Raw genomic sequence first — 25,486 nt, 5'->3', positions numbered from 1 at the left:
GTCGTGAAGTTCCGGTTCCTCGCGGTGGTGATCGGCGAGGATGGGTGTGAATTGGATTCTTGTAAGCAAAGCACCTAGATAGCACCGCATCTAGATTCATTTCGTCTTGATTGGGCGGTGGTTCGGCATCGGAATCCTCATGCCCTCCAGCGTCGACCAGAGTGCTTCAGAGGCGATATGGACTGCGGATGCAACGGCTGCTTCCACCTCCGAGACCGATCGCAGGCCCAGGACTGTGCGCTCGACGGCAGAGAAGAGCGAGGCGTACTGCACCGCGGCACCGTTGAGCGTGAAGCCGTTCTCGATACATGCCGCTGCGATGGCGCGCGCCCGCGAGAGGATCTCCGGCCCGGCGGGCTTGTAGTCGAAACGCGCGCCATCCACTGGAGCTGCCAGGATGCCGCTGTTGAAAATGCCGGCCGCATGCACACCGATGGAGCGCTGGGCACAGGATTCGACGAGGTCGAGACCCGACTGATCGAGCAGCGTCAGGCGCCCGGCGAGCATGACGACGTCGATGTCTCCCCCGTCGACGAAGCGTCGGGCGACGTCGACGATGTTCGTACCGACGCCGACCGCGCCGACGACTCCTTCGTCTTTGAGGCTGTAAAGCGTCGCCAAGCCCGTGGTCATTGCAGCGTCCATAGCCGACTCCGGATCATGCAGGTATGCCACTTCGACCCTGTCGACCCCGAGCCGGGTCATGCTCGATTCCAGGGAACGCATCACGCCGTCACGGGAGAAGTCGAACCGCCGTCGGACCCGGTGTCCACCGACAAACCGATCAGGAGCGATCTCGTCGTCGCAGGACTCGAGCACTCTGCCGACCTTCGTCGAGATCTCGCAATCATCCCGACGCACGGTTCTGAGGAAGCGGCCGAGCCGCTCTTCCGCAAGCCCACCGCCGTAGTGCGGCGCCGTGTCGAATGCCCGGATTCCCGCCGTGTACGCCGTGCGCAGCGCGGCCTGTGCGTCCTGCTCGGCGACGGGCGCGAAGAGACCTGCGAGCGGTGCTGTACCGAAGCCCAGGTCGGCCACGTTCATCGATCGTCTCCTCTGCTTCCGGCGATTCGTGGAGCCTGAGACGATCATCGCCGCGAACTGACATCCGATTGATATGCGGGGCCTATCGATCGACCTTCTTCAGATGCCGACTTCACGCAGGGTCGACGGTGACCGCGACGTTGTCGAAGGTGAATGCGCCGGCATGGCCCGATCCGATGCCGACATACACGGCTCCTATGTCCGAGGCGGGCGCACGGAACGGGTGACCCGCCCCCCTTTCTGTTCCGTTGATGAACACTCGATAGCTCTGGGTAGTCGTGTCAGCGACGATCTTGACCGCGTAGAGCGAGCCTGCCGTGATCGGCGCCAACTCGGTGTAGGTGGATCCGTCGAAGACCTGCAGCTTGCCGCCGTACGCGATGAGCGAGACCACTGGCTGCGTGCCCAGTCCTGGCTCGAAACCGGGAGCATGCATGTAGAGCAACGACTTCCAGGACGAAACATCGCTCAGCACGTAACTCGCGTCGACGTTGACGACGCCGCTGAGCGTACCGACGTCGAGGATCGCCGCGCTCGCGCCGGTCGCGCCCTTCGTGATCGAGACCGCTCGATTGTCCGTCGGCGTCGAATCCACGGTCGACACCGAGCCCGCCGTCGAATAGACCGCCCAGCCTCCTGGAAGCACTGTCCCGGACGTGGCATTGAAGGTGTCCTTGCGTATCGTGTTCGAAACGCCCGGCTGATAGTCGGGTGTTGGTCCCGCTTTCGCCGTGATACCGGTCCCGGTCGTTCCGTTGCGGAACGAGACGTTGTTGCGTGTGCCGACTCCGGTCTGAAGGTGGATGTTCTTCGCTACCGTCTGGAACACGTTGTCTCGCACCGTCGCATACTCGGTGTAGTTATCCAGATACACCGCGGCGATCGGTGCCGTTGTGAAGTTCCACGGGCCCTTCACGACGTGGTGAACCCAGTTGCCATGGATCTCTGTACCGAGCTGGCGACCGAGCGTGTAGATGCCACCGCCGTCACCGATCAACCGGTTCGTGTAGGACACCTCGTTGTATCGGATCTTGTTGTCACCGCCGCCGCCATCGAGGTGCGCACGTTGCTGGAACCCGACTTGGATACCGGTGTAGTAGCCGTCCGTGATGAGGTTGTGTTCGATGATCGAGTCGCTGAGATAGAAGGCTGCGACACCCATGCCGTTGGCGTAGTCGCGTCCGAATCTACTGATGGTGTTGTTGCCGACGAGGATTCTCGACGTCTGCTCGGCCACTGTCGGCTTGAGCTTGGAGTAGGCGTCCAGGTGGATGGCGTTTCCCGCGATGAGATCGAAGTCGTTCGAGACGATACTGATGTCGCGCGTTGCTTTCACCGTCTGCATGCCGTGCGCCCCGAGGAGCATGAATCGAGAATTCTCGACGGTGACCCGCTCGGCGAACGCGAGGGTGACCGCTGCCGGGACGATATCGACGTGACCGGTTTCGATCGTGACCGGCCGTGGGAGCACACCCTGAGTCGTCACAAGGCCCGACTGGGACGGCTCATTCCACGTCGTGTGGGCGAACGTGATGCCGGAGAAAGTGACGTCCGTGACGGATCCACTCGCGGTTCCCGCGAGCCGCACAAGGGTCTCCAAGCGCGGCGCCGTGATCGTCGTGGTGTTCATCGCCTGTCCGGCTTTCGGCTTGTAGTAGACCGTATCTGCACCGGTATCGAGGAACCACTCGCCTCCCACATCAAGGAAGTCCAGCGAGCCTTCGAGCCGGTACGGGCTGTCGTCGTAGTACTTCGCCGCCTGCCCGAATCCGATGGATCTCTCCGGCTCCATGAAGGAGACCGTCGATGTGACGCCGCCGGCGTCCGCGACGATCTCGTCGATGCGCAGGATGTTCTGGTACCACCAGCTCGTCGAGATGAACTCGGTACCAGAGCGATCCCCCGCGGGGATGTCGCCCGTCTCCACGGTGTACGTCCTGGCCGCGGGGTCCGCACCTGAGGCGATGAGGAACGGGCCGCCATCGGAGGGAGTCTCGAGGTTCGGCGTGCGTGCACGAACGCCGCGATCTTCCGCGACGTAAAGCTGGCGGAAGTCCAGCCCTTCGGCGTCCCGCTGGTAGATGCCGAGTGTCGGGTTCGACAGGGTCCACCCCGTGGTGAAGTCGGCCCCGCCAGAAAGCGTGACGTCGGCTCCGTCCGCGGCGACATAGCGGACTTGATGACCATTGGTCCCCGAGTCTGAGGCTCCGAGTTCGAGGGTCTCGTCGAGCTCGTATCGGCCATCATCGAGCGAGACCACGATGTCGCCTGTCATGTTCGAGTTGATGGTCCGCACTTTGGCGACGGCGGCTTCTAGGGAACAAGGCACGCTCTGGCTGCAGGCCGATCCGGTACCGGACGTCGACACGTGGACGAACGTCTGAACGTCTTCGGCAGCGGCACTCACTGGAGGCGCTGCCCCGAAGACCGAGGCTACGAGCGCGACGCTCAACAAGGGGGCGATCCTTCGGACTGCGGACATGTGAACTCCTTCGTTCACCTCCCAGTAAGGCACCGCCGTCCGTCGCATCCGGACCGTTTTCGTCTGGATCGAATCCTGCGCAAGGGTCAGAAGCCGGTGCAGGTCGCGCGGCCCCGGCACAGCGCCGCACTCACCCCTCGGGTGCCCGGTACCGGGACTCGTCCTCGAAAACCGTCTGCGCGTCAGAATCGAGTTCGAGGCTGACCGCCCCGCGACCATCGGAGAGCACGGTCATCCGGGACCCCACGACCGGGACTCTGTCCGCGCTCGTGCGCATGTGCCCCGCGACGAGCCTCCGTGCCCCGTCCTCGTCGTAGGCGACCTGGACAGTGAAGAACGGGTCGTCCCAGAGCCAGTAATTGCGGAACGTCACTTCCGTGAGAACGCCGGGAATCCTCGTGCCCGTCTCGCGCAATCTCGCGAGCTCCGCCTGCCGTGATCGCGCATGCCGTATGGCCGGCCCCACCCGGACCAACGTGAAGATCGCCCACAGTCCGAACACGACCCCGATCAGCACCGCCAACTCCCGGGGAAGGTCGGTGGCCGTGACGATGTGAGTCAGGTCGAACGGCGGCGCCGGTTCCATCCGGAAGCTGAGAGCGCCCCACACCCCCGCGCCCACCGCGAGTCCGCCCGTCACCGTCACGCTCCCGAGCAGGCCGGCGACCCGCGGTTGACCGAAAACGCGGCGGGCGTGCGTCCGAACGGAACTGGTCTGGATGAAGGCGAACGCCGCTACGACCACGGCCGCGGCCAGCCCCCACGGACTGCCGAGCCAGCTCAAGGCAGGAGTCGTCGGGTCGATTCCGAGCAGCCCCATGTACGGGACGGACGACGCCACCGCCCACAGGGCCGCGGCTGCCAGCATCCGCAGCACCAGGACATGATCGACCCGCCCGACCGGCTGGCCGGGTGCGAGCTGGGTCATGCGGGTTCCACGATCCGTCGTCGACAGGACCGGCATCATCTGCTGCGTACTGTCTCCCATCCGCACCCCCTCCTCGGATTGCGCCCAGGCACCTGGCCTCGATGCCGAAAGTACACCCGAACCCTCGCTACAGTGGGCACGTGCGCAAGATCGCCGACGCCCCGTCCCCCGAGCTGGTCGCACTGATCGCGCAGGAACGACTGCCACTCGCAGCGAGAACCCTCGTCTCCACGTTCACTCCGAAGCTCGGCGGTCCCTACCCCGCCTGCAGCAGGATGGAGCTCGCCGAGTTCCTGGCCGAGCACGGACAGGTGCCCAAGCACGCGTACACCTGGCGTCCGGACCGCTTCCCGGACGGAGCACTCGCCCGTCTCGTCATCGAGCTCGTGCTCCTCTGGGAACGCGCCGGCCTCGCCGCCCGCGGCATGAGTTACGAGATCGGCGAAGTCGTGCTCCTCGACGCCGGAGAGGCCGCGCTGCGACAGGAGAACCCGCACGCCGCCGTCCTCGCCGCACTCGGGGCCCGCTGACACCGGCGGAGCCACATCGCCCCTCTTCAGTTCCGGGCGATCGGCACCCCGTCGGACGTAGAGTGGATGCGGACGGTTCGTCCGAGAAGAGCTCCCGGCACCGTGCCGCCCGGAAGGGAGCCATCGTGGCTCAGTACGACGTCTCGGGCCGTTCCGCGATCGTGACGGGAGCAGGCAGCGGGATCGGCAGGTCGGTCGCGAAGCTGCTCGCGGCCAACGGCGCGTCCGTCGTCGTCAACGACCTGAACGCCGAGAACGCGCAGTCCGTCGTCGAGGAGATCCGCGCAGCGGGTGGCACGGCCGAGGCCTCGGCCGGCGACGCGACAGACACCGCTTGGATCGCCTCCTCGGTCGAGCTCGCCAACGGCCTGGCGCCATTGCGCATCGGCGTGAACAACGCCGGCATCGGCGGTGCCACCGCGCCGACGGCCGACTACGAGGATTCTGCGTGGGACAAGGTCATCGCGATCAACCTCAACGCCGTGTTCCGCAACATGAAGGCGCAGATCCCTTCGATCCTCGCCAACGGCGGCGGATCGGTCGTCAACATCGCCTCGATCCTCGGCAGCGTCGGCTTCGCCGGGTCGCCTGCCTACGTCACCGCCAAGCACGGCGTCGTCGGCATGACGAAGACCGCCGCGCTGGAGTACTCGGCGCAGGGCGTGCGCGTGAACTCGGTCGGTCCCGGCTTCATCGACACGCCACTGCTGGCGAACATGGATGCCGCAGCCAAGGACTTCCTCGTCAGCAAGCATCCGATCGGCCGGCTCGGACAGGCCGAGGAGGTCGCGCAGCTCGTCGTCTTCCTCGCGAGCGACGCCGCGAGCTTCATCACCGGGAGCTACCACCTCGTCGACGGCGGGTACACCGCGCTCTGATGCCGTCGTGGCCCAGACTGAGGACATGGACACCGTCCCCGGCCTGGAGCCCGACGTCGATCACCGCGACGTCGAACGCGCCTTCACGGCCGCCGGATGGTCGCGGATCGGCGCCGGCGACTGGGCGATCGCGCTCGTGTCGCCGGACGGCGCGACGGTCGCCCGCATCAGCCCGTTCGACCCGACCGGGCCGTACACCGCCGAGCTGTACCGCCGTGCCGAGCACACCCTTCTCGTGCCGCGCCTGTTCGCGCACCGGCGCCTCGCGGGCGGAGGTGACGTCCTGATCATGGAGCGCCTGCACCCGGTCGACCCGGCGGATGCCGCCGGGCTGCACCGCCTCATCGCGGACGAGGACGACAGCGTCGCGGAGCTGACCGGCATTCTGCGCGACCTCCACGAGCGCGCCCTGACCGAGCTGCCCTGGTGCGGACCGATCGACGCGAATCCGTCGAACGTCATGCGCGGATCCGACGGACGGCTCGTCCTGACGGATCCGTTCTACGCCGACGGCCCGGCGCTGTACGCCACGGCCGGGTCGGATCCGGATGCCGTGGTCGCCCGCATCCCCGAGGATCAGCGCCGCTTCATGACCGAGATCCCGCTGGCCGCCTCCGGACCATGGTCCGACGAAGACCGGGAAGCGATGCGCGCCGCGCTTGCCGCCGCGGACGCGCGGCGCTGATCCTCCGGTTCCGCGCCCGGTCTCAGCCGCGCGCCGGCTTCTTCTCCAGCACTCCGGCGAGCGCGAAGGCGACGAGCCCGGCGACGGGCGCCACGAGCAGTCCCGCCTGAAGGCTCACCGTGTCGGCGATGAAGCCGACGAACGGCGGCGACAGCAGGAAGCCGAGCCGCAGCAGCCAGGACACCACCGTGAGACCGGCCCCGTGGCGGAGCCCCGGCAGTTCGTCGGCGGCGTGCATCGCCGCAGGGATGAGGGTGGCGATGCCGAATCCGACCGCCGCGAAACCGGCGATCGTCCCCGGAACGCTCGGGAACGCGAGTGCGAGCCCCATGCCGACGGCGGCGATCAGCCCGCCGGCCCGGGCGACGGCGCGCTGACCGAAGCGGTCGGTCATGCCGTCGCCCAGCATCCGGCCGACGAACTGGGCGCCGACGAGCGCGATGAATCCGAGGGACGCGATGGCGGCGGGGGCGCCGAGCGACTCCGACAAGTAGAGGGTCGCCCAGGTGTTCCCGGCGTCCTCGGCGACGGCGCCGGCCATCGCGATGAGGGTGAGCGCGACCAGCGCCCACGCGATGCGCGGGCTGAGACCGCGGCGCGCCGCGCCCTGGATCTCGGGGACGTCGGCCACGGCATCCTCGTCCGTCTGCTCGTCTCGACCCGGCAGGCAGAACCTCAGCGCCACGAGTGCCACGAGGGCGAAGACGGCCGTCGAGATCGACAAATGGATGCCGACCGGGATCTGCAGGGCGATCGCGGCGGCCGCCATGCCGCCTCCGAGCACGGCGCCGATCGACCAGATCGCATGGAACGAGTTGATGATCGAGCGGCCGTACTGCTTCTGCACGCGCAGGCCATGGGCGTTCTGCGCGACATCGGTGATGGCATCCGATGCACCCCCGATGAACAGAGCCAGGGCGAACAGCAGCGCTGACGGCGAGAGCGCGGCGGCGAGCAGTCCGAGGCCGGTGAGCACGGTGCCGACGGCAGCGACGCGCGCCGACCCGAGGCGGCGGATGAGCACGGCCGCGGCGAGGCCCGCGACGATCGCTCCGGCGGGGAACGCCGCGACCGAGACCCCATAGGCGACGTTATCGAGTCCGAGCGCGCTCTTGATCTCGGGGTAGCGCGGCAGGATGTTCGCGAACAGCGCGCCGTTGGTCAGGAACAGGGCCGACACGGCGACGCGAGCACGGCGCACGGCGTCGTCCGGACGGGGAGGGGAAGTCACGCGTACAAGTGTACATCTGGCGTCGGGCGCCTGGATCGCAGGAGACCCGCCGTTCGCCACCGGATGTTCATCTGCCGTTGACGCCGCGGACGGCTGGCATCCCTAGCGTCCCGTGCGGCGGCACCCGACGCCACTCCCCCTCGCCCTCACACCCGTACGGAGGTAGCGCATGTCCTCCCATGCGTCCGATCACCCCACTCCACCGCGGCGCCGACACCGCGCCGTCGTCGCGGCCGGCGTCGTCACGGTCCTCGCGGCCTCGGCCGCGCTCACGGCCCCGGCCGCGCAGGCGGCCGAGGAGTCCGCGCTGTCCGCGTTCGACGCCGTGGACCCGTTCATCGGCACCGAGATGAACGACGCCAACAACGGTCGCGGCAACGACCACTACGGCAACACATTCCCGGGCGCGACCGTGCCGTTCGGGATGGTGCAGTCGAGTCCGACGACCTACCAGACGTCCACCGGAGAGCAGTACGGCGGCTACGAGTACCAGTCCGACCAGCTCCGCGGCTTTGGGATGACCCGCCTGTCGGGCACCGGATGCCGCTCGAACTACGGCGGCTTCGACTTCCCCGTGCTCCCGTTCGCGGGCGAGCTGACCAACGGCGCACTGCCGTCGAATCCGGCATCCGCCATCGGCGACTACTTCCTGGACTACTCGCACGACGGCGAAGTCGCCGATCCCGGGTACTACTCGGTCGACCTGGCGGGAGTCCAGGCCGAGCTGACGAGCACCACTCGCACGGCGGTGAGCCGGTACTCGTTCGACGACAACGCCACGCTCCTGTTCGAGGCGGGCGGATCGAACAACCAGGTGCACGCATCGGACATCGCCTTCGACCCGGCCACCGGTGAGCTCAGCGGCTCCGTAACCGCCAACATCGTCTGCAACGGCGGAGGCCAGTACACCGCGCACTTCTCTGCGACCTTCGATCAGCCCGTGGAGTCGTACGGCGTGTGGACCCCCGACGGCGTGCAGGCGCAGGGCACGCAGGCGCAGGCCGCCGCGAAGCACGGCGCCGGCGCCTGGCTGACCTTCGCCGACGGAGCCGACGTCACCGCGAAGATCGGCCTGAGCTACGTGTCGGTCGACGGGGCGCGCGCGAACGCGACGGCCGAGGCCGCGGACCTCGACTTCGACACGGCTCGCGCCCAGGCGCGCGCGGTCTGGGAGCAGGCGCTCGGCACGATCGACGCCACCGGGGGCAGCGACCGCGACCGGATCACCTTCTACACCTCGCTCTATCACGCGCTGCTGCATCCGAACACGTTCCAGGACGTCGACGGCACCTACATCGGCTACGACGGCGAGGCGCACACCGTCGAGGACGGCCGCGACTTCTACGTGAACTTCTCCGGGTGGGACACCTACCGGGGTCAGTCCCAGCTGGTCGCCCTGCTGTACCCGGAGCGCGCCAGCGACATCAACCAGTCCATCGTCGACATGGTGACCCAGTCCGGAAAGTGGACGAGCTGGCCGTCGTACAACCGGATCCAGACCAAGATGAGCGGCGACTCGCTGCAGAACATCGTCGCCGCGACGGACGACTTCGGGTCGACCGACTACGACCGCGCCACAGCGCTGGCGACGATGATCGCGACCCAGACGCTGCCGATGACCGACACCGGACGATCGGATGCCGTGCAGTACGGCAGTCTCGGCTGGATCGACGGCGACAAGCAGGGTGCCGCCACCTCGCGCACGCTCGAGTACGCCACGAACGACTTCGCCATCGCGCAGCTCGCGCAGCGCCTGGGCGATCAGGACGCGTATGAGCTCTTCTCCACGCGCTCGCAGAACTGGAAGAACGTCTTCAACTACGCCCGCGAACACGTCGACGCCCGCAACCGCAACGGGTTCATGAACACGTCGCTCACCACGCAGGGCGCGCAGTTCGAACAGTCCACCGGCCTGCAGTACGGCTTCAACGTCTCGCACAACATGGCGGACCTCATCGAGGCCCGAGGCGGCATCGATCAGGCCACGACCGACCTCGACAGCGTCCTGCGCGACCTCGACGGCGGCGCCTTCAGCGACACCGCGTACATCGCCAACCAGCCCAGCTTCGGGCTGCCGTGGGTCTACAACTGGCTGCAGGCTCCGCACAAGACGACCGAGACGCTCTACCGCGCCGCGGACGAGCTGTTCACGACCGCCCCGGACGGCCTGGCCGGCAACGACGATCTCGGCTCGTTCAGCGCCTGGTACGTCTGGGCGAACCTCGGTCTCATGCCCGCGATCTGGGGCACCGCGGATCTGCTCGTCTCGGCTCCGATGTTCGAGCACATCGAGATCACCTCGATCGGATCGGACCGCGTCATCACGATCGATGCGCCGGGCGCCGGCGACGACCGCCGCTACACGACCGGCCTCGCCGTCGACGGGACGGCCCAGACCGCGTCCTGGCTGCCGGCCGACTTCGCGCGCGAGGGCGGAACGCTCGCATTCACCATGGCGGAGAGCCCGGGCAGCTGGGGCACCGGCGCGGACGATGTGCCTCCGTCGTACGACGCAGGCGTGAACGCCCGGGGCGCGGTCGGCATCACGGACGACGGCGCAGTCAACATGGGCGGGCTGGATGCCGGAGGCGTCACGCTCTCCCGTCAGGATCTGGAGAAGGCCGGCATCACCGGCGGATCACAGATCCCGCTGGGCGAGACCGGCGTGGTCTTCACCTGGCCCGACACGCAGGCCGGAGAGGCCGACCACTGGATCCCGAGCGGGCAGGTGCTGGAGTTCGGCGATGTCGCGGCATCCGGAATCTCGTTCCTGGGCACCGCGACCAACGGACCTTCTCGCGGCACCGCCATCGTCACCTATTCGGACGGCACCACGCAGGACGTGGACGTGCGGCTCAGCGACTGGGTGCCGGGCAGCATGGAGCCGGGCAACGTCCGCGTGATCGAGCTCACCAAGCGGAACACGCTGAACGGCGGATCCGACTCGGCGCGGCCCGTCGTGTTCGGCACCTCCGTCGTGCCTCTCGACCCGGAGAAGACCGTGCGCAGCGTCGCCCTGCCGACCGCGGTGAGCAAGGGCATCATGCACGTTTTCGACGTCGCCCTGCGGCCCGTGGAGGCGGTCGATCCGGGGGAGCCGGAGCTTCCGACGCGTCCCGAGCCGCAGCAGCCGACGGAGCCGACGACCCCGGAACCGACCGAGCTCGACGGCACCGCGGTCGTGGACGCCGGCACCGAGTGGCGGTTCCATGACACGGAGGACGACCCGGCGGACGGCCTCGACGCGAAGACGGGCTGGACGGCGGCGGACTACGACGACAGCTCCTGGAAGACGGGCGTCGCGAGCTTCGGGGCGAAGAACGGCGCGATCGCCGATCTCGGCGGTGGCTTCACACCGACGACGCTGGTGACGCAGCACAAGTCGAGCGGCGAGAACATCGAGGCGTTCTTCTTCCGCACCTCGTTCGATCTGACCGCGGACGAGCTCGCGCAGGTCACCCAGTTGAACGGTGAGCTCGCCTACGACGACGCCGCGCGCGTGTACGTCAACGGCGAGCTGGTCGGAGGCTTCGCCGACGCCCGCATCGACGAAGACGCCACGAGCAACATGGTGTACGCCGGCGGCAACGGGACGGCGCCGCTGACCGGGTCCTTCACGGTTCCGGCATCCGTCCTGCAGGAGGGCGAGAACACGATCGCGATCCAGGTGCACAACACCAATGCCACGAGCTCGGACGTGTTCCTGCAGCTTCGGTCGCTGACCATCGCCGCGAAGGATGCTCCGGCCGCGATCTCCGATGTGCTGCTGCACGTCGGATCCGATGAGACCCGGCGCAACCTGACCTTCTACACCGACCGCGAGATCGCGGCGCAGGTGCAGATCGCCCCGGCATCCGCGCGGGAAGGTGCCGAGTTCCCTGTCGCGGATGCGCGCGTGATCGACGCCGCGACCGCCCAGGCCCGGGACGGCCGGTTCTCGAACCAGGTCGTGATCGACGACCTGGCCGAGGAGACGGCGTACCTGTATCGGGTCGGCAACGACGAGACGGGCTGGTCGCGGTCGTACGAGCTGTGGACCGGCACGTTCGACGAGACGTACAGCTTCGTCTACCTCACCGACGCCCAGATCGGCGCCTCCGGCAGCTGGCAGAACGACCGCGACCGCTGGGCCGCGGCAGTCGACCAGATCGACCAGTTCGAGAAGGACGCGTCGATGATCGTCAGCGGTGGCGACCAGGTCGAGACACACCGCTCGGAGGACGAGTACGCATCGCTCATCGCCCCGGAACTGCTCAAGCAGCTGCCGTTCCAGGCGACGATCGGCAACCACGACAATCAGTCCGACCAGTTCAACTCGCACTTCTTCACCCCGAACCGTTCGGAGACCCACGGGTACGAGAGCACGGAGGGACGAGCCGGAGGCGACTACTGGTACACCTACAACGACGTGCTCTATCTGAACATCAACACCAACGCACGCAGCACGGACGAGGAGGACCACGCGGCCTTCCTGCGTGAGGTGGTCGAGGAGCACGGCGCCGACGCGAACTGGATCGTCGCGGTCATGCACCACTCGCTGTACTCGGCGGCGTTCCACTCGGTGGAGCAGGACGTGATCGAGCGCCGCGCGGCGCTGGCACCCGTGTTCAGCGAGCTGGGCGTCGATCTCGTGCTCGCCGGGCACGATCACATCTACACCCGCAGTTACCTCATGGACGGCACGACCCCGGTCGGCGATCTGGATGCCCAGGAGCAGTCCGGCGTCACGCTCGCCGCCGAGGAGGGACAGGTGCTGTACGTGACCGGCAACTCGGCCAGCGGCAGCAAGTTCTACGGTCTGGACGCCTCCTCTCCGGAGGCCGCGATCAAGGACCAGTCGAACCAGCCGCAGTACACGGATGTGGACGTGTCGCCTTCCGCGATCACCCTCACCACCTACCAGACGATGGACCGCACGGTGATCGATCAGGTGACGCTGACCCGTACCGTGGACGACGCGAAGGGCCCGGAGTTCTCCGGGCTGGATGCCGAGGCCGAGGTCACACAGGGCCAGCCGTTCGATCCGCTCGAGGGCGTCACGGCGGTCGACGAGATCGACGGCGACGTGTCCGCGGCGATCCAGGTCGAGGGCACGGTGGACGTCCGGACTCCCGGTTCTTATCCGCTGGTCTACCGGGTGGCGGACAAGGCGGGCAACGAGACGGTGTTCGAGCGCGTCGTGACCGTGACAGCGGTGGAGCCGACGTTCGGAGGCGTGCCGCCGACCCGCGAGGTCGTCGCCGGCACGGAGTTCGATGAGCTCGAGGGCGTCACGGCGGTGGACGCGAACGGCGTGGACATCACCGACCGCATTCAGGTCGAGCGCATCACGCCCGACGTGTTCGCGCGCATGTTCGTTCCGGAGGACTCCGAGGGCTTCACACTGCGCTACACCGTGACCGATGACTACGGCACGACTGCGACGGCCGAGACCGTCGTCACCGTGGTGCCGACCGCCGAGCCGACGGATCCCGGGCAGGGCGGCGGTTCCGGCGGCGTCGGCGGTCCTGGGTCCGGCGGTGAAGCGGGAGACGGCACGCTGCCGGCGACCGGCGGCCAGGTGCCCGCGTTCCTGTGGGCACTGGGCGTGCTGGCGCTGTTCGCCGGCGCCGCACTGGTGGCGCGACGCCGCATGACGCGGGTCTGATCCGGCGGCGACTCCCGGGGGCCCGCAGGTTCGCCTGCGGGCCCCGTTCTTCGCGTCTGCGTCAGCACCTCTCGTCGCGACCTGGTCGCGGATCACATCTCTCGCCTCTACGCTCGGGGCATGACGGAGCTGACCCAGCCCACCGGCCGCGAGCACTCGGTGCAGGCCGTGCCGCGCCCGGACGGGAGCGCGCCGCGGGCGCTCGTGCTCGGTGCGACCGGCTACATCGGCGGGCGGCTCACGCCTCGGCTGCTGAACGCCGGATACCGCGTGCGCGTGCTCGCACGGGACGCGGCACGCGCAGCATCCTTCCCGTGGGGTTCCGACTGCGACGTGGTCAAGGGATCGGCGGACGACGCGGATGCCGTGCGAACCGCAGTGGCGGGCGTCGACATCATCTACTACCTGATCCATTCCATGACGGCCGGCAGGGGTTTCGAAGACGCCGATCAGCGCGCAGCCGCAACGGTCGCGCAGGCGGCGAGAGCGGCCGGCGTCCGGCGCATCGTCTACCTCGGCGGGCTGCATCCGGAGCACGCGCGACTGTCCGCGCATCTGCGATCGCGTGTCGAGGTCGGGGAGATCCTGCTCGCCTCCGGAGTCCCGACGCTCGTCCTGCAGGCGGGGGTCGTGATCGGTTCGGGCTCGGCATCGTTCGAGATGATCCGGCACCTCACCGAAGTGCTGCCGTACATGCCGGCGCCGAAGTGGGTGCGCAACAGGATCCAGCCCATCGCGATCCGCGACGTGCTGCACTACCTGCTGGGAGCCGCGCGCGTCGGGCCGGACGTGAACCGCGCCGTCGACATCGGCGGACCGGACGTGCTGCGGTACGGGCAGATGATGAACGGCTACGCCGTCGAGGCCGGGCTCCCGCAGCGCGCGATCGCCGCACTGCCGGTGCTGACTCCGGAACTCGCCTCGCACTGGGTGAACCTCGTCACCCCCGTGCCGCGCGCGATCGCCCGACCGCTGGTGGCCTCCCTGCAGAACGAGTGCGTCGTCAAAGACGACGTCGACGCGCTCATCCCGCCACCGGAGGGAGGGCTGACCCCGTACCGCACGGCGGTGCGCCTCGCGCTCGGACGCGTCGACGCCGACAGCGTCGAGACGAGCTGGCAGGATGCGGAGGTCTCCGGCGCCCCCAGCGATCCGCTGCCCAGCGACCCTGAGTGGGCGGGGCGCACGGTGTTCACGGATGTCCGGAGCGTGCACACGATCGCGTCGGCCGAAGAGCTCTGGCGCGTCATTCTGGGCATCGGTGGGGAGAACGGGTGGTACTCGTCACCGTTCCTGTGGGCCGTGCGCGGATGGATGGACCGCCTCCTCGGCGGGGTCGGGCTGCGCCGTGGCCGCCGCAGCCGATCGCGAGTGCGGGTGGGCGACGCCGTCGACTTCTGGCGGGTCGAAGAGGTCGCCGAACCGGACGAATCCCGTACAGGGCTGCTGCGTCTCCGAGCCGAGATGAAGGTTCCGGGTTCCGCCTGGCTGGAGCTGCGCGCTGTTCCCGACGGCGCAGAGGCTCTTTACGAGCAGCGGGCGATCTTCTTCCCCCGGGGGCTGACCGGCCGGTTGTACTGGTTCGCCGTTCTGCCGTTCCACGGATCGATCTTCGCCGGCATGGCAGCCCGGATCACGGGAGCGGCCGAGGGCGCGAAGGCGGCGCCCACGGTCGATCCGGTCCCGGAGGCCGACTCTCCCTAGGTGCGTCGCCGCCCGCCGAACAGGGCGTGCAGCAGCGGCAGCGCCGACACTCCGATCAGGATCCAGCCGAGCACCGGTGCCGCCGCGAGCAGCAAGGCACCGCCGATGACGAGTGCCATGAACAGCACCGCGGAGACGACGCGCCGGCCGATGCCGACGAGGATGTCGAGGCGCCGCTCGAGGCGCGACGTGTCGAACGACAGCGTGCCGTTGTCGGCACGGGAGATGACGTCGTCGACGCGTTTCGGCAGGCTCCACAGGATGCCGGCGTTGGCGGCCGCCTGCTTGCCGAAGTCCTGGATGAGGTTGCCGCTCTCATCCCTGAGCAGGCGGGCCGCGTACGGCTCCACCGGGTCCCAGATGTTGAAGGCGGGATCCAGCGCGCTGCACAGGCCGGATGTGAGCGACACCGCCCGGATCAGCAGCAGCAGGTTCTCGGGCAGCTGCACCGGCAACTCTCGCACCGTGTCGGTGAATTCGGTGGCGAAGCCGGTGAACTCGCGGGGATCGACCTCGCGCAGTTCGGCGAAACCCATGCCTCCGAAACGCGCGAACAGCGTCGTCAGGGCGCGTTCCAGCTCGCGGGTGTCGGCGGACGGCAGGAGGACGCCGATCTGCTGCGCGGCGCTCACCAGGCCCTTGCTGTCGCGCCCGGCGACCGCGATGACGAACGTGCGCAATCCCGCACGGAGCGAATCCGGGACCTCGGTCATCATGCCGAAGTCCACGAAGGTCAGATGCCAGGACGGCCCTTCCGCGTGCGGGGCGCGCGGCGTCACGAAGATGTTCCCGGGATGCGGGTCGGCGTGCACGAAACCGTGCGTGAAGACCTGGTCGAGCATGACGTCGGCGAAGACGTTCGCCACCTCGGTCGGGTCGATGCCCGCGGCGCGCAGAGCGACGGTGTCGTTGATCTTGATCGCGGTGACGTCCTCGAGGGTGAGCACGCGCCGCGTGGTGCGCTCCCACACGACGGCCGGAGCGGACACGCGCGGATCGTCGAGGAAGTCCGCCGCGAACCGCTCGGCTCCGGCCGCCTCGTGGAGGTAGTCGATCTCCTCACGACACGTGCCGGCGAACTCCTCGACGAGCGCGGGTGCGTCGACGCGGTCGCGCACGATCCGGACTCGGCTCGCCCATCGGGCCACACGGCGGAGGGCGGCGAGGTCGGTCGCGACGATCTCGTCGATTCCGGGGCGTTGCACCTTGACGACGACCTCGCGCAGGCCGGTCTCCTCGGCATCCTGATCCGACAGGCGGGCTCGATGCGCCTGGCCGAGGGATGCCGCAGCCAGCGGAGTCTCATCGAACCAGGCGTAGGCGCGGGCCAGCGGAACGCCGATCTCGGCCTCGGCGAGCGCACGGATGTCGGGGAACGGGACGGCGGGGACCTCGTCCTGCAGCCCCTCGAGCTCGGAGGTGATCTCAGGCGGAAGGACGTCCAGGCGCGAGGACATGAACTGCCCGACCTTGATCATGAGTCCGCCGAGCCCCACGGCGAGGTCGTGGAACCGCCGGGCGAAACGCTGCATCCGGGCGGCGCGCGTGCGGTCGGCGAGCGCCGTCATGCCGAATCGAGGCAGGACGAGCTCGTACCACCAGATCTTCAGGAACTCACGGGCCGCGAACGACACGATGCGCCGATAGCGTGCCCGGTGCCGTGCGGCCGGTGGCGCAGGCTCCGCCGCGCCCACGACCCCGCCCTCACCCGCTCGCTGAGCGCGCCCTTCCCCGTCCGCCCGGTCAGCGGATGCGTCGCCACCCGTCGGGTCAGCGAATCCATCGCCGCCCGGTCGCTGAGGGCGCTCCTCCCCACCCGTTCGCTGAGGGCGCTCCTCCCCACCCGCTCGTTGAGGGCGCTCCTCCCCACCCGCTCGTTGAGCGAGCGAAGCGAGTCGAAACGCGTCCGTTCCCGGGCCCCGCTCCCCCTCGGCATCCGCCGTGTCCATGCGCGCTCCGATCAGTCGCCGGCGAGGATCGCGTACAGCTTACGTCGCGCCTCGTCCAGGACGTCGACGGCCTTCTGGACCTGCTCGGGCGTGCCGGTGCGGGCGACCTGGGCGGCGACGCCGGCGAGTTCCATGCCCGCTTTCGGCAGTGCGGTGAGGTTCGCGGCGGAGCGCCCGCCGAACGCCTCCCACGGTGCCGGCTTGTCCGCGGCGGCCTCGGCCTCGGCGATGCCACTCTCGGTGAGCGAGTAGGTCTTGCGCCCGTTCTGCTCCTCGGCGGTGATGAGTCCCTCGTCGGCGAGCAGCTGCAGCGTCGGATACACCGACCCGGCGCTCGGCTTCCAGGCCCCGTGGGACCGATCCGAGATCTCGCTGATGATCTGGTAGCCGTGCATGGGCTGTTCCGCGAGCAGGGCGATGACGGCCGCGCGGACGTCGCCGCGCGCCATGCGGGACGGCCCGCCGGTGCGCTGCTCGAAGTTCTGCCGGAACTGCTCGAACGCGTCGAAGATCGATGCGCCGGGGCCGTTCGGCCCGAAGCCGGAGCCGAATCCGGGAGTGGGGAATGGACCGTTCATGATGACCTCCTCGAAGTGAGCGATAGTCAACGATATATCGTTAAGATGCGAAGCGGAAGGCCTCGGTGGGCACGCGGGCTTCCCAGATCGAACGATTAACGATAGATTCCTTCCGTTCTTCGATGAGAGGCTGGACATGGGAAACGTGACGATCGTGGTGCTCAAGGTCGTGATCGCCGTGGCGCTGCTGGGGTCGCTGGCGGTGCAGGCGCTGATCGTCCCGGCGCTGTGGCTGGATCTCGCCGGCGAAGAGCTCTGGGGGCGCATCGCGTTCGTGGGCATCGCCGTGCTCGGCATCGTGTCGATGCAGGTGTTCGCGGTGTGCGTGTGGATGCTCCTGACGAAGGTCCGGCGCGGGTCCATCTTCTCGGCATCCTCGTTCGGGTGGGTGAATGCAATCGTCGGATGCTTCGCGGCTGCCGCCGTGCTCGCCCTGGCGCTCGCGGTCCTGCTGGCGCCGGGGTCCGTTGCGCCGGGCCTGGTCGGACTGATCTGCGGGGCATCACTCGTGCTGGGAGGGATCGCGCTGCTCGTCGTGGTGATGAAGGCGCTGCTGCGCCAGGCGATCGCCCGCGAGGACGAGGCGCAAGCGTTGCGCAACGAGCTGGGCGAGGTGATCTGATGCCCGTGATCGTCGACATCGACGTCATGCTCGCGCGCCGCAAGATGGCCGTCGGCGAGCTCGCCGAGCGCATCGGCATCACACCCACGAACCTCGCGGTGCTGAAGAACGGCCGCGCGAAGGCCGTGCGCTTCACGACGCTGGATGCTCTGTGCGAGGTGCTCGACTGCCAGCCCGGCGATCTGCTGCGCTGGGTCCCGGAGGGGGACGCCGGCTGACGCCTGCGGGGCTTCCGAGATCCGGCGAATGCCGCGAGATCCGGATCGTTGCGGCGCTTTCGTCCGGATCTCGCGCGAGCATCCGGATCTCGGGGCGAGCCGGCCGTGCAACATCAACCGTGAACGGCGTAGGTCCCTTCCGGATAGAGAGCGGGCACGTGGGATGCGACGTACTCGGTGAGCTGCCGGACCACTCGCCGGATGTCATCGCCCGCGTAGTGCGTGCGCTCCCAGCTGGCGTAGAGCGCGCAGCGCATGGTCTCGCCGTGGTGGCGCAGCTGTCGGGAGACGAGGCCGAACCGCGGTGGCTCGACGACCACGCACGGGCCGTGCCCCGCGGCGGAGCGGGCTTGGATGATCGGGGCATCCGCGCCGAGGGAGGCCATCTCCAGCGACCACCCCTCGCCCTCGGCCGCTTGCTGGATCTGAGCCCAGGCCGCCGATCCCTTGCCCGCCGTCAGGAAGGGCCCCGCCAGGAGCTCGCGCAGTTCCACGTGTTCGCGATCGGCCAGCGGGTGGGACGCGGGCAGCTGGCAGAGCAGCGGCATCGTCAGGACGCGGGTGCCACGCAACCGGGGTGACGGCGGGGCGGTCGTGATGGCGATGTCCGCCCCCGCGCGGAGTCGGTCGTAGGTCTCGACGGGAGACGCGATCATGACGTCGGAGATCGGGCCGCCGCGAGCGATGAACGGTGCGAGGACGAGGACGCTGGTCATCTCGGGGGCTGCCGCGACGAACGATCGCTGTTCCTGCACGATCCCGTTCATGACCTCTCGGGCGCGTCGACCGCGGCGGACGAGGTCGCGCGCCATGGGCTCGAGGCGCTCGCCGGCGTACGTCGTCACCATCCCGCCAGGCAGCCGGCGGAACAGTGCCGCACCCACCCGACGCTCCAGCGACGCGATCTGCCGCGAGACGGTCGGCTGCGTCCGGATCAGGCGCTCAGCCGCAAGACTGACCGAACCGCTGTCGACGACGGCGACGAAGGCCTCCAATTCCCGCTCTCCATACATGCATAAATCGTATAGCCGCACCCACTTTTCTCATTGGACGGGCATAACGTGCTGCCGCCAGGATGGCCTGAACCCGAGTCCCCCGACAGAGAGGCCCCCGATGGCCGTTTCGCACACGGAGATCACCCCCGCCCGTCAACGTCGCTCGATGGTCGGCGCCTTCGTCGGCACGGCGATCGAGTGGTACGACTTCTACATCTTCGGCACCGCTGCCGCCCTCGTCTTCGGTCGAGTCTTCTACCCGGAAGTCGCTCCGGGGGCCGCGTTGCTGGCGTCGTTCGCGACGTTCTGGGTCGGCTTCCTCATGCGCCCAGTGGGCGGTCTCGTCTTCGGCCACTTCGGCGACAAGCTCGGCCGCAAGAAGGTCCTCGTCATCACGCTCGTCCTGATGGGGGTGGCGACCACCTTGATCGGACTCCTTCCGACGTACGCTCAGATCGGCATCCTGGCGCCGGTGCTCCTGGTCGTCCTGCGAGGACTTCAGGGCTTCGCGGTCGGCGGAGAGTGGGGTGGGGCGGTGCTCCTGTCCACGGAGAACGCCAGGGCGGAGAAGAAGGGTCTCGCCGGCGCCTGGGTGCAGCAGGGCTCACCGGCCGGATCCATCCTCGCGACCGTCATGTTCCTCCTCGTGGGGCTGCTGCCCGACGAGCAGTTCATCACATGGGGCTGGCGGATTCCGTTCCTGCTGTCGGCCGTGCTCGTCATCGTGGGTCTCGTCATCCGCGTGAAGGTCGAAGAGTCGCCGGACTTCGTCGTGGCGAAGCAGACGCAGCAGACGGTCAGCGCACCGGTTCTCGTCGCCATCCGCACCGCACCCGTGCTCATCGGCCTGGGCGTCCTCGCGTCGGTGATGGGGATCTCGAACGCCTACTTCTCCAACACCTTCCTGCTGGCGTGGACCACCGGTTCGCTGGGGATCGACCGCCAGCTGATGCTGAACATCTTGCTGGGCATGGCCGTGCTGCAGTTCATCTGGCAGCCGATCGCCGCGAAGATCGCCGAGCGGTTCGGCATCGCCCGGGTCATGCTCGCGGGCCTGCTGCTCAGCGTCGTGCTGATCGTGCCCTACTTCCTGGCGATCCAGGCCGCCGATCCCGTATGGATCACGGTCACCCTGTACGTCACGATCCTCGGCAGCACGGCCTACTACGCGCTGCTGGCGACCTTCCTCGCCTCGGCCTTCCCCGCGAGCATCCGGTACTCGGGCGTCTCGCTCGCGTATCAGCTGTGCGCCACGATCTTCGGCGGTTCGACGCCCCTGCTCGCCCAGTGGATCCTCAACTCCAGCGGCGGGAGCGTCTGGGCGGTGGCGGCGTTCTACGCCGCGGTGGTCGTCCTCACCATCGTCGGCGTGTGGGGCCTGCAGCGCCGGATCACGCGTCAAGCGGCTCCCCAGGAGGCAGCCGTCTGACATGCGCATCGACACGATCTTCACCAACGGCCGCATCCGCACGCTCGACCCGCAGCGCCCGTTCGCGCACAGCATCGGCACGCTCGGCGACCGCATCGCCGGCTTCGACGATGACCTGCACGGCGTCGAGGCCGACCATGTCGTGGATCTCGGCGGCCGACCGGTGCTCCCCGGATTCCACGACGCGCACCATCACCTGTCCTTGACCGGATTCCGGCTCGCGTCGCTGAACCTGCGGCCGGGAGCCGTGAACTCCCTGGCCGACCTGTACGACGCCGTGCACGAGTACGCGAAGGATCTCGCGCCGGATGCCTGGGTGCGCGGATCGGGCTACGACCAGAACTTCCTCGAGGACCATCCGACGGCCGAAGCACTGGACCGAGCCGCCGGCGGGAGGCCCGTGATCCTCGAGCATGTGTCCGGACACATGCTCGTCGCGAACACACGCGCCTTCGAGCTGGCCGGCTACCCGCGCCGGGAAGGGTACCCGGAGATCTCCGGCGGAGGCATCCCGCGCGATCCGGACGGGCGCCCGCAGGGCCTGCTGCAGGAGTCGGCCATGGCGCCCCTCTATGCGCTCGTACGGCCCGTTGCGCTCGAGGACGTCCAGCGCCATCTGAGCCTCGCGAGCGACCAGGCGCTCGCCTACGGGCTGACGTCGGTGACCGAACCCGGGATCGGCGAGATCCGGATGGTGGGCAACAGCCCCCTCGACTATCACGCCTACCAGACCGCCGTCGAGCAGCGGATGCTGCGGGTTCGTACGACGCTCATGCCCTACATCACCGTGCTCCACCCGTTCGAGGATCTGCCAGACAAGGACGTGCTCGGGCTGGACCTCGGCATCCGCACGGGGCTCGGCGACGACATGCTGCGGGTCGGTCCGGTGAAGATCGTCGCGGACGGGTCGTTCATCGGACGGTCCGCGGCCATGCACGCGTGCTTCCACGGCGAGTCGGACAACTTCGGCGTGTTACTGCACGAACCCGAGCGGCTTCGGGAGTACATCGTCGGCGCGCATCGCGCAGGGTGGACGGTCGCGACGCATGCGATCGGCGATCGGGCGATCACGCACGTGCTCGATGCGGTCGAGGAAGCGCAGCGCGTCGCTCCGCGCCCTGGGGTCCGCCACAGGATCGAGCACTTCGCCCTGGCGAGCGACGCGGATATCGCCCGCGCGGCCCACCTCGGCGTGATACCTGTGCCGCAGGGCGTGTTCCTGTCGGACTTCGGCGACGGCATGGCGGCCGCCGTCGCAGAGGACCGCCGCGAGGACATCTACCGGGTCAAGTCGCTGGCGGAAGCGGGCATCGTGCTAAACGGATCCACCGACTCGCCCGTGTCCGACGCGAACCCGCTCGTGTCGTTGCGCGACATGGTGCTGCGCCGCACCGGGGAGGGCCGTGTGCTCGGCGAACGCGAGCGCATCGACGTGGACGAGGCCGTACGCGCGTACACGTACGGCTCGTCCTACGCGGTCGGTCAGGAGCACACGAAGGGCACGTTGAAGACCGGGATGCTGGCGGACTTCATCGCCCTCAGCGACGACCTGTACGAGATCTCTCCGGAGAGGATCTCGGAGCAGGAGGTCACCTTGACGGTCGTCGGCGGACGGGTGGAGTTCGGCGACGCGGGCTGATTCCTGCGGGCTTCCCGAGCGTCAGTCGAGTTCGCGCAGCTCCGACGTCCGCTCGCCGCCGGCATCCCCGGTGTTGACCGTGCCCTGCGGCTCGAACAGGAGCGCCTGCACCTCGCCCTCCGCCTTCGGGCAATGCTCGACGCCCTTCGGCACCACGAACACGTCGTTCGGGCCGAGGACGACGTCGCGATCGCGGAGCTGGATGGTCAGCTCGCCGCTGATCACCAGGAACAGCTCGTCCGTGTCGGGATGCGTGTGCCAGACGAACTCGCCCTGCAACTTGACGACCTTGACGTCGTAGTCGTTGACGCTCGTCAGACGGTGAGGCTGCCAGTGCTCGGCGATCGAGGCGAGGGCGGTGTCGATGTTGCGGACGTCGGTGGTCATGAGATGAGCGTACGGCGCGCCCGTCCGCAGGCGGCGCGGAACCGTGTCAGGCCGTGCTCTCCCGGACGACCAGCGTGTGAGGCGCGACGATCTCCCGCGCGGGCAGCTCCGGATCCTCGATGCGCTCGATGATGCGGCGCACCGATTCCCTGGCGATGAAAGGCGTGTCCAACGAGATCGTGCTGAGAGATGGACGCGCGAATCGCCCCTCCTCCACGTCGTCGATGCCGATCACCGCGACATCCTCGGGCACACGCAGGCCAGAGTCGAAGACGGCGCGCATGGCTCCGATCGCGAGGAGATCCGAGAAACAGAAGATCGCATCCGGCGGGTCCTCGAGTGCGAGAAGCGCCTGCGCCGCACGGTAGCCGTCGATGCGGCTGTAGTGCTCGGCGGTGACGACGTAGTCCGCTCGCCCCTCCAGCCCGGCATCCGCCAGTGCCGCCTCGTAGCCCGCCGAGCGCTGCAGCGGCGTCGCGTACTCCTCCAGCGGCTGCGACCCGATCGCGGCGATCCGCGTGCGGCCGGTCTCGATCAGATGGCTGACGGCATCCCTCGCCGCTGCCACGTTGTCGATGGCGACGTGGTCGTAGCGGCCGTCGAAATCGTGCTCGCCGAGGAGGATCAACGGCATCCGCGTGGTGCTGGACATGTCCAGCAGCTCGGACTTCGTGACCAGCGGGCTGAAGAGCAGCCCGTCGAACAACATGGTGCGGTCCTCGCCGGTGAGCAGCTGACGCTCGCGCTCGTGGTCATGCCCGGTCTGATCGATCATGACGCGGTAGCCGACCTCGGCGGCCGCCTCGATCACGTCGCGGGCGAGTTCGCTGAAGTAGGGCACGTCGATCTCGGGCACCACGAGCGCCAGCATGCCCGTGCGTCCGGTGCGCAGCGTTCGCGCCACCGGGTTCGGCCGGTAGTCGAGCTCCTCGATGGCGGCGAGCACCTTCGCGCGCATCTTCTCGCTGACATGCGTGTACCCGCTCACCACGTTGGAGACGGTGCGCATCGACACCTGTGCGCGTTCTGCGACATCGCGGAGTGTGGCCGGCATCCCGCCATCCTATCGTTTGCAACGTGTGCAAATCTCCGGTACTGTTTGCATACGTTGGCAAACGCGTCGACGGCACCACACACCGCACCGTCCTCATCCACACAAGGGAGTGTCATGAACCGCAATCCGAACCGGCCGGCTTCGCGCCTCGCCGCGATCGGCGGAGTCGCCATCGCTGCGCTGGCACTGACGGCGTGCGGACCCGACATCACATCGGGCTCCGACGACACTGCAGCATCCGATCGTCTGCAGGCACCGACCGCCGAACAGCCCGAGGGTGAGATCACCATCTGGGACCGTTCCGGCGACCTGTACGAGGTCTTCGACGCCGTCATCGACGAGTTCAACGAGAAGTATCCCGGCATCACCGTGCACCACGAAGCCGTCGACATCAACGCGAAGCTGCAGAACACGTTGATCACGGGGACCGACGTCCCCGACGGCGTCTTCCTCGATGACGCGCTCGTCAGCAGTTATGCCGATCATCTGTGGGACGTCAGCGACGTGCTCGCACCCTATGTCGACGACATCGCGCCGCAGAAGATCGACGCGACGACGGTCGATGGGGGTATCTACGGCGTTCCCTACGATCTGAATCCCGGTCTGCTGTACTACAACGCGGCGGCGCTCGAGGCCGCGGGCATCGATGCGACGACGATCGAGACCTACGACGACCTGCTCGACGCGGCTCGTGCGTATCAGGATGCCAAGCCGGGCTCGAAGCCGATCCATCTGGAGCAGAGCGCATTCCTCGGACAGCTCCAGCTGGAGATGTACGCGAGTCAGCTGGGCACGTCGATCGCAGATGCCGACGGCGAGCTCCGGCTGGACAGCCCGGAGTACGAGCAGATCCTGACGTTCCTGGACACGGTGCAGACCGAGGGCCTGGGCACGCGGGCCGAGTACCTGAGCCCGACCGACATCGCCGAGCTCGAGAACGGTAACCAGGTCTTCTACCCATGGGCCATCTGGTTCGACTTCGCGCCGCAGCAGCTGCTGCCGGAGACGAGCGGCGACTGGCGGGCGATGGAGCTGCCCGCATGGGAGGACGGCGGCGCGCGCAGCGGCGCGATGGGCGGATCCTCGTTCGTGCTCCCGAAGGACGGCGAGAACGCGGACCTGGCGTGGCTCTTCTACGAGTTCCTCATGTACGACGAGGCCGGGTACAGCGCGGTCTGGGGAGTCAACGACATCTATCCGACCGGGCTCAACACGTCGATCCCCGCGTACCTCCCGGCCGCGGATCCGACCGAGCCGCTCTTCCAACCGCTCGAAGCGCTGGGCGGTCAGGATCTCTGGGAGGTCGCGACCACCGCCGGGGCGCAGATCCCGAGCGGAACTGCCATCCCGTCCTGGTGGAACGGCGCCGTAGACTACCTCGGCAACGACATCCAGAAGATGCTGGACGGCGACCTCACGCCCGCCGAGGTCATCAGCAGTTCGACCGAGGGCATCCAGTCCAACCTCATCGACAGGCAGTGACGGA

19 protein-coding genes are annotated in these 25,486 nt (G+C 68.3%); 10 read left to right on the top strand and 9 right to left on the bottom strand.

Going from position 1 to position 25,486, the window contains the following annotated elements; genetic code table 11:
- Nucleotides 1-96: 96 nt before the first annotated feature.
- The 3 genes from KYX17_RS19840 to KYX17_RS19830 all read right to left on the bottom strand — a co-directional run bounded on the left by KYX17_RS19840 (nt 97) and on the right by KYX17_RS19830 (nt 4,514).
- Nucleotides 97-1,044: an aldo/keto reductase gene (locus tag KYX17_RS19840; protein ID WP_243228842.1), complete on the bottom strand. Its 948-nt coding sequence runs from the start codon at nt 1,042-1,044 to the stop codon at nt 97-99.
- Nucleotides 1,045-1,156: 112 nt separating this feature from the next.
- Complete coding sequence (locus KYX17_RS19835) at nt 1,157-3,496, bottom strand: right-handed parallel beta-helix repeat-containing protein (protein ID WP_243228841.1); 2,340 nt, start codon at nt 3,494-3,496, stop codon at nt 1,157-1,159.
- Between the two features lie 160 nt (nt 3,497-3,656).
- Nucleotides 3,657-4,514 (bottom strand): hypothetical protein, encoded by an 858-nt coding sequence (locus tag KYX17_RS19830; protein WP_243228839.1) that lies wholly within the window; start codon nt 4,512-4,514, stop codon nt 3,657-3,659.
- An 80-nt stretch (nt 4,515-4,594) separates the two neighbouring features.
- On the opposite strand from KYX17_RS19830, the gene KYX17_RS19825 reads away from it, so the two are divergent.
- The 3 genes from KYX17_RS19825 (at nt 4,595) to KYX17_RS19815 (ending at nt 6,547) form a co-directional block, all read left to right on the top strand.
- A complete protein-coding gene (locus KYX17_RS19825) occupies nt 4,595-4,984 on the top strand; it encodes a hypothetical protein (RefSeq protein ID WP_243228837.1) in 390 nt (129 codons plus the stop codon).
- Nucleotides 4,985-5,109: 125 nt separating this feature from the next.
- On the top strand, nt 5,110-5,862 hold the full coding sequence (locus KYX17_RS19820; protein WP_243228835.1) for an SDR family NAD(P)-dependent oxidoreductase: 753 nt from the start codon (nt 5,110-5,112) through the stop codon (nt 5,860-5,862).
- 25 nt (nt 5,863-5,887) lie between these two features.
- A complete protein-coding gene (locus KYX17_RS19815) occupies nt 5,888-6,547 on the top strand; it encodes a hypothetical protein (RefSeq protein ID WP_243228834.1) in 660 nt (219 codons plus the stop codon).
- A gap of 22 nt (nt 6,548-6,569) precedes the next feature.
- Here KYX17_RS19815 and KYX17_RS19810 read toward each other — a convergent pair whose 3' ends face one another.
- Nucleotides 6,570-7,778, bottom strand: coding sequence for an MFS transporter (locus tag KYX17_RS19810; RefSeq protein ID WP_243228832.1), 1,209 nt, complete (start codon nt 7,776-7,778; stop codon nt 6,570-6,572).
- A gap of 169 nt (nt 7,779-7,947) precedes the next feature.
- On the opposite strand from KYX17_RS19810, the gene KYX17_RS19805 reads away from it, so the two are divergent.
- Both KYX17_RS19805 and KYX17_RS19800 read left to right on the top strand, forming a co-directional pair.
- Complete coding sequence (locus KYX17_RS19805; protein ID WP_243228830.1) at nt 7,948-13,425, top strand: GH92 family glycosyl hydrolase; 5,478 nt, start codon at nt 7,948-7,950, stop codon at nt 13,423-13,425.
- A gap of 120 nt (nt 13,426-13,545) precedes the next feature.
- A complete protein-coding gene (locus tag KYX17_RS19800) occupies nt 13,546-15,129 on the top strand; it encodes an SDR family oxidoreductase (protein ID WP_243228829.1) in 1,584 nt (527 codons plus the stop codon).
- Here KYX17_RS19800 and KYX17_RS19795 read toward each other — a convergent pair.
- A complete protein-coding gene (locus KYX17_RS19795) occupies nt 15,126-16,763 on the bottom strand; it encodes an AarF/ABC1/UbiB kinase family protein (protein WP_243228827.1) in 1,638 nt (545 codons plus the stop codon). The genes KYX17_RS19800 and KYX17_RS19795 overlap by 4 nt on opposite strands.
- 326 nt (nt 16,764-17,089) lie before the next feature.
- Nucleotides 17,090-17,656: a PadR family transcriptional regulator gene (locus KYX17_RS19790; RefSeq protein WP_243228825.1), complete on the bottom strand. Its 567-nt coding sequence runs from the start codon at nt 17,654-17,656 to the stop codon at nt 17,090-17,092.
- A gap of 136 nt (nt 17,657-17,792) precedes the next feature.
- Here KYX17_RS19790 and KYX17_RS19785 point away from each other — a divergent pair, with 136 nt between their 5' ends.
- Both KYX17_RS19785 and KYX17_RS19780 read left to right on the top strand, forming a co-directional pair.
- Entirely contained in the window at nt 17,793-18,278 is a 486-nt protein-coding gene (locus KYX17_RS19785; protein ID WP_243228823.1) for a DUF2975 domain-containing protein, read from the top strand.
- Nucleotides 18,278-18,496, top strand: coding sequence for a helix-turn-helix transcriptional regulator (locus KYX17_RS19780; protein WP_243228821.1), 219 nt, complete (start codon nt 18,278-18,280; stop codon nt 18,494-18,496). Before KYX17_RS19785 ends, KYX17_RS19780 begins: the two co-directional genes overlap by 1 nt.
- Nucleotides 18,497-18,609: 113 nt before the next feature.
- Here KYX17_RS19780 and KYX17_RS19775 read toward each other — a convergent pair whose 3' ends face one another.
- Nucleotides 18,610-19,509 (bottom strand): LysR family transcriptional regulator, encoded by a 900-nt coding sequence (locus KYX17_RS19775; RefSeq protein ID WP_243228819.1) that lies wholly within the window; start codon nt 19,507-19,509, stop codon nt 18,610-18,612.
- A gap of 100 nt (nt 19,510-19,609) precedes the next feature.
- Between KYX17_RS19775 and KYX17_RS19770 the strand changes: the two genes are divergently transcribed.
- Together KYX17_RS19770 and KYX17_RS19765 are read left to right on the top strand one after the other, a co-directional pair.
- On the top strand, nt 19,610-20,920 hold the full coding sequence (locus KYX17_RS19770) for an MFS transporter (protein ID WP_243228817.1): 1,311 nt from the start codon (nt 19,610-19,612) through the stop codon (nt 20,918-20,920).
- A gap of 1 nt (nt 20,921) precedes the next feature.
- The gene (locus tag KYX17_RS19765; RefSeq protein ID WP_243228814.1) at nt 20,922-22,559 is read left to right on the top strand and encodes an amidohydrolase; all 1,638 of its coding nucleotides are present in this window, start codon (nt 20,922-20,924) and stop codon (nt 22,557-22,559) included.
- A gap of 21 nt (nt 22,560-22,580) precedes the next feature.
- Here the strand turns inward: KYX17_RS19765 and KYX17_RS19760 are convergent, their stop codons facing one another.
- Nucleotides 22,581-22,946 (bottom strand): cupin domain-containing protein, encoded by a 366-nt coding sequence (locus tag KYX17_RS19760; RefSeq protein ID WP_243228812.1) that lies wholly within the window; start codon nt 22,944-22,946, stop codon nt 22,581-22,583.
- 46 nt (nt 22,947-22,992) lie between these two features.
- Complete coding sequence (locus KYX17_RS19755) at nt 22,993-24,000, bottom strand: LacI family DNA-binding transcriptional regulator (RefSeq protein ID WP_243228810.1); 1,008 nt, start codon at nt 23,998-24,000, stop codon at nt 22,993-22,995.
- Nucleotides 24,001-24,114: 114 nt separating this feature from the next.
- Here KYX17_RS19755 and KYX17_RS19750 point away from each other — a divergent pair, with 114 nt between their 5' ends.
- Nucleotides 24,115-25,482 carry an ABC transporter substrate-binding protein gene (locus KYX17_RS19750; protein ID WP_243228808.1) on the top strand — a complete coding sequence of 456 codons (1,368 nt, stop codon included), beginning with the start codon at nt 24,115-24,117 and terminating at the stop codon, nt 25,480-25,482.
- The last annotated feature ends 4 nt before the right edge of the window (nt 25,483-25,486 follow it).

It is taken from the genome of Microbacterium sp. CIAB417, from assembly GCF_022788845.1.
The sequence above is the reverse complement of the archived record's forward strand: the minus strand, read 5'-3'. Positions and strand labels throughout refer to the sequence as shown.